The following is a 10,021-nucleotide window of genomic DNA, read 5'->3' on the forward strand; positions in this document are numbered from 1 at the left end:
GCACCACGTGTGATAAAGTATGTTTTGATACATTCGATTACACTCAATGTAAAAGAGTTCTTGTCCGTATTCTACAGGCTGACCATTTTCAACTAAAATTTTAGCAACTCTACCATCTACATCAGACTCTATTTCATTCATAACTTTTAAAGCTTCTATGATACATAAAATCTGACCTTTTGATACCATATCTCCTTCTTCAACAAACGGAGGAGCTCCTGGAGATGGAGACCTGTAAAATGTTCCAACAAGTGGCGATTTTATAACATGATATTTTTGTTTTTGTTCTTCTTTAATTTTAGATTTTTTAACTTCTTCTTTCACTTCTACAATTGGGTTAGCTGGAATGTTAACAACCTGAGAAGCAGGAGATTGAGATATAACTTCTTTTGGTCCTAAATACTGCTTAATATAAACACTGTATTCTTCTGTAGAAAGCTCTATTTCTTCAATCTTAGTGTCTTTAATTTTTTCAATTAATTGAAAAATAAATTCTTTATCCATGATTCCTCCAATCTTCCCAAACAGAGAAGAGAAAAGTTTATTTATTTACTCTTTCTATGTACGTTCCTTTTTCTGTATCTACTTTAATTTTATCTCCCACGTTTATGAATAAAGGTACTTGAACTACTGCACCTGTTTCTATTTTTGCAGGTTTTAATGTGTTAGTAGCTGTATCACCTTTAAATCCTGGTTCTGTTTCTATTACTTCATAAATTTCATGTTTTGGAAGTTCTATACCGATTGGGTTTCCTCTATCTAAAAATACAACTACCTGCATTCCTTCTTTTAAAAACTGTGCTTCATGTTCCATAGCTTCAGCAGGAACAGCGAATGTTTCATATGTGTTTGTATCTAAGAAATAGTAGTAGGTACCATCTGTGTAAGAGTAGTTCATAAATCTTTGCTCAAAGTCCGCAAGCTCAATTGAGTCAGAGGATTTAAAAGTAAATTCTGTAACATTTCCTGTTATCATGTTTTTTGCTTTCACTCTAACAAATGCCTGACCTTTACCTGGTTTTACGTGTTCATAGCTAACTACTTTATAAGGTTGATTATCAACCAAGATAAACTGGTCTCTTGCTATTCTGTTAATATCAATTTTAACGCCCATTAAATCCTCCATATAAAAATTTTTTAAAACCTTATTATAACATGTAGCCAAAAAGTGAGATTTAGATGTAAGGGCACTTCTAAATTCTGTTATCTATAAAAACTTTTGAAAAACAAACAAATCGTAATATAATAATTTTACAAAACCCTGTAAAAAAATTTTTGGAGTTTTATATGGATTTGTTTGGAATAGATAAGTTTTTGAAGGAAGTATTATATAAGTTAGTGGATGAGAGAACAAAAGAGATTAAAGATAAAGCTGATAAAACTGCTGAGACCATATTAAATTTGAGAGAAGATTTATCAAACACAAGAAGCCAATTATCAAATGAAATATTAAAAGTATGGAATAGATTGACCGACACAAAAAATGAGCTTACATTTGAAATAGTAAAGCTCAGAGAAGATTTATTAAAGAATAGAGAAGAAATTTCATTAGCAAGAGAGGAAACAACGAAAGAGTTTTCGCAATTGAAAAGCGAAATTTCAGCAGTGAAAGAAGAGACAACGAGAGAGCTTTTAAACATAAGAAACGAAATTTCAGAAGTAAAGGAAGAGACAACTAAAGAGCTTTCAAACATAAAAAGCGAAATCTCAAAAATCAGAGAAGAAATGTCAGAGGAGTCTTCAGAGGTAAGAAATGAGATCTTCAAGCTAAAAGATGAGACAACGAGAGAAATCTCGAATGTAAAAAACGAAATCTCTAAAGTTAGAGAAGAGACAACAAAAGAGTTTTCGCAATTGAAAAGCGAAATTTCAGCAGTGAAAGAAGAGACAACGAGAGAGCTTTTAAACATAAGAAACGAAATTTCAGAAGTAAAGGAAGAGACAACTAAAGAGCTTTCAAACATAAAAAGCGAAATCTCAAAAATCAGAGAAGAAATGTCAGAGGAGTCTTCAGAGGTAAGAAATGAGATCTTCAAGCTAAAAGATGAGACAACGAGAGAAATCTTTGAAGTTAAAAGTGAAATTCTACAAATCAGAAAAGAAATGTCATTAATGAGAGAGGAAGTGTCAAAAGAATTTTCGCAAGTAAGAAATGAAGTCTCTCTAATAAAAGATTTGATTAAAAACTTTGAAAGTAAAATTGGAAGCAATGAGGATATTCTGCTGCAAAAAAGATTAAACATAATTATGTTAGACAAATTAGAATCAATCGTATCAGAAATTAAGGAAATCAGGGAAAAAGTGGATAAACAAAATGAAGCCGGTATCGCGAAATAGAAGACAGTAAACAATGAAAGAAGATTTATTGATAGCATTTATTCTGATATACAAAAATCCTGAGCTTTTTGAAGAAGTCATCGAATTTCAAAGAGATTTAAATCAACACATAGATGAAAAGCTAAAATTAGATGCAAAAGTAGCCTGTGAAAAAGGGTGTAGTTATTGCTGTTATGGCTGGGAAGTTAAACTAACTTTTTCAGAATTACTGGATTTTATAAAATCTTTAAACAATCTATCAGATGATGAAAAAATCAAAACAGCTAAAAGATTAGAAGATTATAAAAGACTTAAAGATATAGCTAACCAACCATGTCCATTTTTAGACAACAATCTTTGTGTAGTATATCCATCAAGACCTTTTGTATGTAGAACTTTTTCATCTTACGATAAAAATCTTTGCAAAACAAAAACACCTTTCGAATTTCCACCGATTCTTGATCAAATTATTGAAGATATTAAAGAAAAAATAGATACGATCTCTGATGAATTTATTCCTCTCTTTAACACTAAAACATCTGTAAAAAATATTAATTTTAATCACAAAGATAATAACTTTTTTGTAAATTTATTTGATACTTTCGTTCTTACATCTGAAAATGGAAGCATAAAACTAAAACCTCACAAGCTCGCTCAAAAGTTTATCTCAAAAATATGATATTCTATTATATTATTCAAAATCCTTAAGAGGTGTCATATCATGATGAAAAAACTTCTTGCAGTACTCATTTTAGCTTTTTCTGTAAACGCTGAAGAATGTAAGTCAAATCTAAGTGTATCTAAGGTTGAAAGTATTGCAAGTCCGTACGTTGGAACTATACATTCTGTAAAATTAAGCAAATCAAGAAAAGGTGAGTGTTATTTTAAAGTTTATGGAGATAAAGGATACGCAACTATTGACGCAAATAATGGAGAACTTTTGAAATTTACAAAAAAGAGAGATAATTGATGGAAATAGGAATTTCAGGCTATCAGTGGATAGATCTATCAAAAACAAACCCAGCACCGGACTTTTTAGTAAAAAAGTATGGAGAAATATTTGCACAGGTTTTATACAATAGGAGAGATCTCTTTGATAAAGATTTTTCTCAAGATTACATCTTTCCAGAATTAAAAAATCTTGTAAATCCTTCTTACTTTCATAGCCTTGAAGAGGTAGCTTTAAAACTTGTAGAGCATATCAAAAGAAAAACCCCAATCATTGTATATGGAGATTATGATGCAGACGGTATTACAAGCACATCTTTACTTATAAACTTTTTCAAAGATTTGGGTGTAAATGCAAAATACTATATTCCAAGCAGATTTTCTGAAGGCTATGGACTAAATAAAGAAGCTATTAAAAAGCTGTCCGAGCATGGTAAGGTATTAATCGTCTGTGATAGTGGAACCAATGCTTTTGATGAACTCTTTTATGCAAAAAGCTTAGGGCTTGAAGTGTTTGTTTTAGACCATCACGAACCTTCCCATCTTTGGCAAAACTACACACCGCCATTTTTAAGTGAAAAAATAAATATCATAAATCCAAAATTTTATTCAGACAAGCTGATAAATCCACTTTTTAAACATTTAGCAACGGTAGGAATAGCATTTTACTTGATAGCGATTATTAGAAGACTTTTAAACATTGATATAAAGCTTAGAGATTATTTAGATATTGTGGCAATAGGAACTGTTGCAGACGTTGTTCCTATGTCTTTTATAAATAGGGTTATGGTAAAAATCGGTCTTGAAGAGTTAAACAAGCAAAAAAGAGCCGGAATTAAAGAGCTTTTAAACGTTGCACGAGTAAAAAAAGAGTTAACATCTCAGGATATAGGCTTTATAATAGGACCAAGGATTAACGCATCAGGAAGATTAGCAGATGCGAGGAATTCTGTAAAGCTTTTAATCACAAGAGACCAATCAAAAGCAAATGTATTGGCAATAGAGCTTGAAAATCTAAATAAAAAAAGACAAAAACTTACAGATAATGTAATATCTGAAGCAGAAAAAGAATTACAAAATCAAGATCTAAAAAATGTGATAGTAATAGGAAAGGAAGGTTGGCATAGCGGAGTAGTTGGAATAGCGGCAGGAAGATTAACAGAAAAGTATAAATTACCTTCTGTGATTTTATCTGTTAGCAACGGCAAAGCAGTAGGTTCAGCAAGAAGTGTTTCAAAAGTAAATATTTATAAAGCCTTGGATAAATGTAGAGATTTATTCGATAAATTTGGCGGACATTCAATGGCAGCTGGAATGTCTTTAAAAACAAGCTTGATAGCTGAGTTAAAAGAGAGATTAAACCAAGCAGTTGAAGAGGTTGCAGAAGAAAAACCATGGGCGGTTAAAGAGATAGATATGGAAGTTGAACTATCCTATTGGACTACTGAAAAAGTTAAAGAAATTTATACCTTACAACCATTTGGAGAGAAAAACCCCATACCGAAATTCTTAGCAAGAAATTTAAAGATTGAGTTCTTTACAAATCCGGCTAAAAATTTGCTAATTCTAAACTTAAAAGATGAAAATAAAAATATCTTTAATGCCAAAAGCTGGAAAGCTAAAGAATTATTGGATAAATTAAGCGTTGGTATGATAATAGATATCGTTTATACTCCGGAGATTAATTATTACAAAGGTTTAGAAAACTTAGATTTTGTGATAGATGATTTAAAGATTGTGAAGTAAAAAGAAATATTGAGATTCTTAGCTGGAGAGTGTTTCAAAATTTTTGTAAGCTTGCCTTTCTGTCATCCTGAGGACGAAGTCCGAAGGATCTCTTTTTTAATTTTCTGATTTGAAAAGAAAAATATGAGATTCTTCGCTTCGCTCAGAATGACAATGTGGATTTTTTGGAACAGCCTCTTCTTAGCTGTAGCTTTATAATGACACTGCTGGAGAACTTTTGTTAGCAATCAACAAACTGAAAGATCTCAAAACTTTGATTTTTTAATTTTCTCAAACCGGTATGACTTATACACCCTCAAAAATAAAACACTGTTTGATTTTTTATTTAAAACTATGTTATAATTAAAAACACAAATACCGCCTGCTGGGGAAGTTTTTTTATTTTGGCGGAATACAAATATCCCAGCCTGTAGCAAAAAAAGCTACAGATGGAGGGTTAGAAATGGCACAGAGGGGAATTAGAGAATTCGATGGTAAAAGAATCATCGCGCAAAACTGGAAGGATTACTTTGGTGATGCTTTTAATTATGAGTTTAAATCTGTTCTAATTACAACAGAAACAGATTTCGACAAACTTCCAGAACAATATCCATGGTTAAAAGACACTCCATTGGTAGCAAAGCCAGATATGCTATTTGGTAAGAGAGGAAAGCTTGGATTAGTCCTTTACAAAATTGAAAAACCAGGTGATGTTAAATACGAAGATGCGGTTAAGTGGATAAAACAAAAAATGCAAGAAGAAGTGGAAATTAATGGAGTTAAAGGACATTTAACACACTTTTTAATAGAGCCATTTGTTCCACATAAACCGGAGGAAGAGTACTATGTCTCATTCTCAATGGGCGACGATTACGATACTGTTTATATGTCCGCTTTTGGTGGTATAGATGTTGAAGAAAACTGGGATAAAGTAGTGGAAGTTCGCATCCCACCAACAGCTTCTGACGAAGAGATTGAAAAACCAATAAAAGCCAACGTTCCAAATGAGATTAAGGATAAAGAAAAATACGGAGATTTTGTTGTTAGAGCTTATAAAATGTTTAGAGATTTACACTTTGTATATTTTGAAGTAAACCCGCTTGTAATGGTTGACAATAACGTTTACTTATTAGACTTTGTTGGAAAGGTTGATGATACAGCTGCTTTTGTTGTTGGTAAAAAATGGGGAGAATTAGAGTTCCCAGCAGGATTTGGAAGAGATTTAACACCGGAAGAAAAATACATTAAAGAATTGGATGAGAAGTCTGGCTCATCATTAAAATTAACAATACTTAATCCAGAAGGTAGAATTTGGACTCTTGTTGCCGGTGGTGGTGCTTCTGTTGTATATGCAGATACGATTGCAGATATGGGATATGTAAATGAGCTTGCAAACTACGGTGAATACTCAGGAAATCCAACAAGAACAGAAACAAGAGAGTATGTTAAAACTGTACTTGACTTAATGACAAGAAGCAAACATCCTTCCGGAAAGCCAAAAATACTCTTGATCGGTGGAGCAATTGCTAACTTTACTGACGTAGCTAAAACATTTGACGGAATAATTGATGCATTTAAAGAATACGCTGATAAAATGAAACAAGTAGGCGTAAAGATATATGTTAGAAGAGGTGGACCAAACTATGAAGTTGGATTGAAAAGAATAAAGCAAGCTGCAGAAGAGCTTGGACTACCAATCGAAGTTTATGGACCAGAATTACACATGACAGATATAGTTAGAAAAGCTTTAGAAGAAGAAAAAGCTGCATAAAATAAGGAGGATATGAGATGAGCAAACCGGAATATTTATTATTTGACAAAAATACAAAAGCAATTTTCTGGAATTTAAACACAAGTGCAATTCAAAGAATGTTAGATTACGATTATGTAGTAGGAAGGTCTCCAAGTATTGCTGCAATCGTAGCGCCAACTTCTGAAAGAAGCTTTGAAAAGTTTTTCTATGGAACAAAAGAAATAATAATTCCTATTTATAAAACTACAAAAGACGCAGCAAAATTTCATCCAGAAGCTGATGTACTTTTAAACTTTGCATCCTTTAGAACAGCATATCCAGTAACTTTAGAAGCCTTTGAAATTCCACAAATTAGAACCATAGTTATCACTGCTGAAGGTATTCCTGAAAGATATGCAAGAGATATGAGAATTAAAGCAAAACAACTTGGAAAATGGATAATCGGACCTGCAACAGTTGGTGGTATTGCACCGGGAGCTTTTAGAATAGCAAACACAGGTGGAACAATTGAAAATATCATTGCTTCTAAACTTCACAGACCTGGTTCCGTTGGATTAGTTACAAGGTCTGGTGGATTATTTAATGAGCTTTCTAACATAATCGCAAGAAATGCCGATGGTGTTGCAGAAGGTATAGCGATAGGTGGTGATAGATTTCCGGGCTCGGATTTCTTAGACCATATGTTAAGATTTGAAAAAAATCCACAAGTTAAGTTTATGATTTTACTCGGGGAAGTCGGTGGAGAAGCAGAGTATAAAGTTGTAGAAGCTGTAAAAAATGGCTTAATCACTAAACCAGTTATTGGTTGGTGTATTGGTACAATTTCTAAATTCTTTGGTGGAGAAGTTCAATTTGGACATGCCGGTGCAAAAGCAGGTGCAGATAGAGAGACAGCAGATGCTAAAAATAGGGCAATGAAAGAGGTTGGTATTCATGTTCCAAACAACTTTAACGAGCTTCCTCATGTAATAAAAGGTATTTATGAAATGCTAAGAGGCGAAGGTGTGATTCAGCCTATCGTTGAGCCAGAAGTTCCACCTATTCCGGAGGACTTATCTAAAGCAATAAAAGAAGGAAAAGTAAGAAAGTCAACAAACTTTATCTGTACAATCTCTGATGATAGAGGAGAAGAAGCTACATACTGCGGCGTTTCTATAAGTGAAGTTATTGAAAAAAATCTATCAATCGCAGATGTTATAGGATTACTATGGTTTAAACAAAAATTTCCAGACTGGGCATCTAAATTTATAGATATGGTTATCAGAGTCGTTGCAGACCACGGACCGGCAGTTGCAGGTGCTCATAATGTTAAAGTTACAGCAAGAGCCGGAAAGGATCTGATGTCCTCTCTCGTTACCGGTATTCTCGCAATTGGTCCAAGATTTGGTGGTGCAATTGACGGCGCAGCTAAATACTTTAAAATGGCATATGAGAAAAATATGTCTCCAAATGAATTTGTTGAATATATGAAAAATGTCGAGAAAATACCAATTCCTGGTATTGGACATAGAATAAAATCAACCAAAAACCCGGATAAAAGAGTTGAATTGCTAAAAGATTATGCAAGAAGAAACTTTCCTAAGGTTGAACTTTTAGACTATGCTTTAGAAGTAGAAAAAGTTACAACTTCTAAGAAAGAAAACTTAATCTTAAACGTTGACGGAACTATTGGAGTTTTACTTGTTGACCTGTTTAAGCAAATAGGATACTCAAACGAAGATATAGATAAATTAATTGAAGCTGGTGCATTTAACGCATTTTTCGTTCTTGGAAGGTCTATCGGATTTATCGGCCATTACTTAGACGAAAAACGTTTAGATATGCCATTATACAGACATCCAACAGACGATATACTCTATGACGTTAAGAGACCAGAAGGTATATAACATATAAATCATCGGGCAGGTTAATCCTGCCCTGTCTTGTTTAAATCCAAATTAAAAGTTTTAAAAATAATTCTTCAAATTTATTTTATTTAAATATTTAAAGGTTTTTTGTAAAAATTTTATACTCCTATAGGATGATATTTTAACGTTTAGAAGCTATTTCCAAAAACCTCTTGCTTTTCTTTCTTTAAAGGTTAGCTCTATACTGTATAAAGACAACTCTTTTAAAATCCTTCTCTCTTCTTCCTTTGCCATTTCAATCCTTTTTTTAGCATAATCAACATACTCTTTTGAAATATCTACACCTATATACTTTTTTCCTAAAAGCTTTGCAGCTACTAAGGTAGTTCCAGTTCCACAAAAAGGATCTATTACAATGCCATCGTTCTCATCTAATATGCTTGATATAATTCTTGTTGGAAGTTCTATAGGGAAGACTGCAGGATGCTCTTTGTGTCCATGTTCTGGACGTATATCCCATACAGATGTTAGTTTAGCATGCTTTGATTTTAGCTCCTTTGGCTTTCCTTTCACAAGCCAATATATTCTTTCTTCTACCTGCCAAAATCTCCAACCTCTTATATTACCTGCTATTCTCCTATTCCAAATAATCTCCTGCCATATATTCCATTTGGTCTTAAGTAGCCATTGCAAAGGGTGTATCATTTTCCCGTCTTCGTATCTGACTTTGTGGTTATAGAAAAAGGAGCCGCCTTCTTTTGTAACTCTATAGAGCTGATTCAGAACCTCTACTTGCCAGCTTTGGTATTCTTCTTCCGACATAACATCTTTGTAGCCATTATACCGGACCTTATCTACTAACCAACCGCCATGCTTTTCTTTTTTGTTATACGGAGGAGATGTGATGCCTAAATCTATACTTTTGTCAGGTATTTGTTTCAGAATTTCCAAAGCATCGCCATGAATAACTTGATTGATAAATTTTTCTAATTCGTTCATTTTCTAAGTTCCTTAAAGTATTTTGCTATATTTCTTGATAGGTAATCCTTAAAATTGTGCCAATCATTTCTTAAATAAGCGATTCTTAGAGAAGGACAATCTTTGTAATCTGTAAAGGAAAAGCTAGCAGAGCGCACGAAGTCTCCTTTTTTTCTTTGTCCCTCCTGAAATTTGCGATCAAGTTGGGGTTTAAGCTTCTTTATTAGGCATTCAAACTTAAACTCGAAGACATATATTAGTTTTCCTCCCACAAACCCACTAACCAAAATTGTGGGGTTATTTTCTAGATCCTTGTTAAATCTTTCCAACGTATAGTCGTTAAAACTTCCACGACCGGTTAATTTTTTCTTAGGACTATCGGTGTTTTGAGGTTTTACTTCACAATCAATCCTTTTTCCAGTATCCACATCCATTCCATAACCGTTGTATCCAA

9 protein-coding genes and 1 pseudogene are annotated in these 10,021 nt (G+C 33.1%); 6 read left to right on the plus strand and 4 right to left on the minus strand.

The features are described from left to right. Together accB and efp are read right to left on the minus strand one after the other, a co-directional pair. Positions 1-504: acetyl-CoA carboxylase biotin carboxyl carrier protein (accB, locus tag SULYE_RS02925; RefSeq protein ID WP_007546349.1), on the minus strand; the 504-nt coding region annotated here is incomplete at its 3' end. A 37-nt stretch (positions 505-541) separates the two neighbouring features. Next, on the minus strand, positions 542-1,114 hold the full coding sequence (gene efp, locus SULYE_RS02930) for an elongation factor P (protein WP_007546350.1): 573 nt from the start codon (positions 1,112-1,114) through the stop codon (positions 542-544). A gap of 173 nt (positions 1,115-1,287) precedes the next feature. Between efp and SULYE_RS02935 the strand changes: the two genes are divergently transcribed. The 6 genes from SULYE_RS02935 to SULYE_RS02960 all read left to right on the plus strand — a co-directional run bounded on the left by SULYE_RS02935 (position 1,288) and on the right by SULYE_RS02960 (position 8,628). Next, positions 1,288-2,337 (plus strand): coiled-coil domain-containing protein, encoded by a 1,050-nt coding sequence (locus SULYE_RS02935; RefSeq protein WP_007546351.1) that lies wholly within the window; start codon positions 1,288-1,290, stop codon positions 2,335-2,337. Between the two features lie 13 nt (positions 2,338-2,350). Continuing rightward, positions 2,351-2,995, plus strand: a complete 645-nt coding sequence (locus SULYE_RS02940; protein WP_007546352.1) for a YkgJ family cysteine cluster protein — start codon at positions 2,351-2,353, stop codon at positions 2,993-2,995. A gap of 42 nt (positions 2,996-3,037) precedes the next feature. Beyond that, positions 3,038-3,286, plus strand: a complete 249-nt coding sequence (locus SULYE_RS02945; RefSeq protein ID WP_007546353.1) for a hypothetical protein — start codon at positions 3,038-3,040, stop codon at positions 3,284-3,286. Then, on the plus strand, positions 3,286-5,010 hold the full coding sequence (gene recJ / locus SULYE_RS02950; RefSeq protein ID WP_007546354.1) for a single-stranded-DNA-specific exonuclease RecJ: 1,725 nt from the start codon (positions 3,286-3,288) through the stop codon (positions 5,008-5,010). Before SULYE_RS02945 ends, recJ begins: the two co-directional genes overlap by 1 nt. Before the next feature lie 442 nt (positions 5,011-5,452). Further along, the gene (locus SULYE_RS02955; protein WP_007546355.1) at positions 5,453-6,760 is read left to right on the plus strand and encodes an ATP citrate lyase citrate-binding domain-containing protein; all 1,308 of its coding nucleotides are present in this window, start codon (positions 5,453-5,455) and stop codon (positions 6,758-6,760) included. Positions 6,761-6,777: 17 nt separating this feature from the next. Continuing rightward, a complete protein-coding gene (locus tag SULYE_RS02960) occupies positions 6,778-8,628 on the plus strand; it encodes a citrate/2-methylcitrate synthase (protein WP_007546357.1) in 1,851 nt (616 codons plus the stop codon). 156 nt (positions 8,629-8,784) lie between these two features. On the opposite strand, the gene SULYE_RS02965 is transcribed toward SULYE_RS02960, so the two are convergent. Both SULYE_RS02965 and SULYE_RS08335 read right to left on the minus strand, forming a co-directional pair. Further along, the gene (locus tag SULYE_RS02965; RefSeq protein WP_007546359.1) at positions 8,785-9,588 is read right to left on the minus strand and encodes a DNA-methyltransferase; all 804 of its coding nucleotides are present in this window, start codon (positions 9,586-9,588) and stop codon (positions 8,785-8,787) included. Next, positions 9,585-10,021 (minus strand): annotated as a pseudogene (locus tag SULYE_RS08335) (hypothetical protein); the annotation flags it as partial. The gene SULYE_RS02965 and the pseudogene SULYE_RS08335, both read right to left, overlap by 4 nt.

Origin of the sequence: Sulfurihydrogenibium yellowstonense SS-5 (assembly GCF_000173615.1) — a bacterium.
GTDB lineage: Bacteria > Aquificota > Aquificia > Aquificales > Hydrogenothermaceae > Sulfurihydrogenibium > Sulfurihydrogenibium yellowstonense.

Coding starts and splice junctions, on each gene's coding strand:
- SULYE_RS02935 (WP_007546351.1), top strand. CDS start 1,288: ATGGATTTGTTTGGAATAGATAAGTTTTTGAAGGAAGTATTATATAAG.
- SULYE_RS02960 (WP_007546357.1), top strand. CDS start 6,778: ATGAGCAAACCGGAATATTTATTATTTGACAAAAATACAAAAGCAATT.
- SULYE_RS02955 (WP_007546355.1), top strand. CDS start 5,453: ATGGCACAGAGGGGAATTAGAGAATTCGATGGTAAAAGAATCATCGCG.
- efp (WP_007546350.1), bottom strand. CDS start 1,114: ATGGGCGTTAAAATTGATATTAACAGAATAGCAAGAGACCAGTTTATC.
- recJ (WP_007546354.1), top strand. CDS start 3,286: ATGGAAATAGGAATTTCAGGCTATCAGTGGATAGATCTATCAAAAACA.
- SULYE_RS02940 (WP_007546352.1), top strand. CDS start 2,351: ATGAAAGAAGATTTATTGATAGCATTTATTCTGATATACAAAAATCCT.
- SULYE_RS02945 (WP_007546353.1), top strand. CDS start 3,038: ATGATGAAAAAACTTCTTGCAGTACTCATTTTAGCTTTTTCTGTAAAC.
- SULYE_RS02965 (WP_007546359.1), bottom strand. CDS start 9,588: ATGAACGAATTAGAAAAATTTATCAATCAAGTTATTCATGGCGATGCT.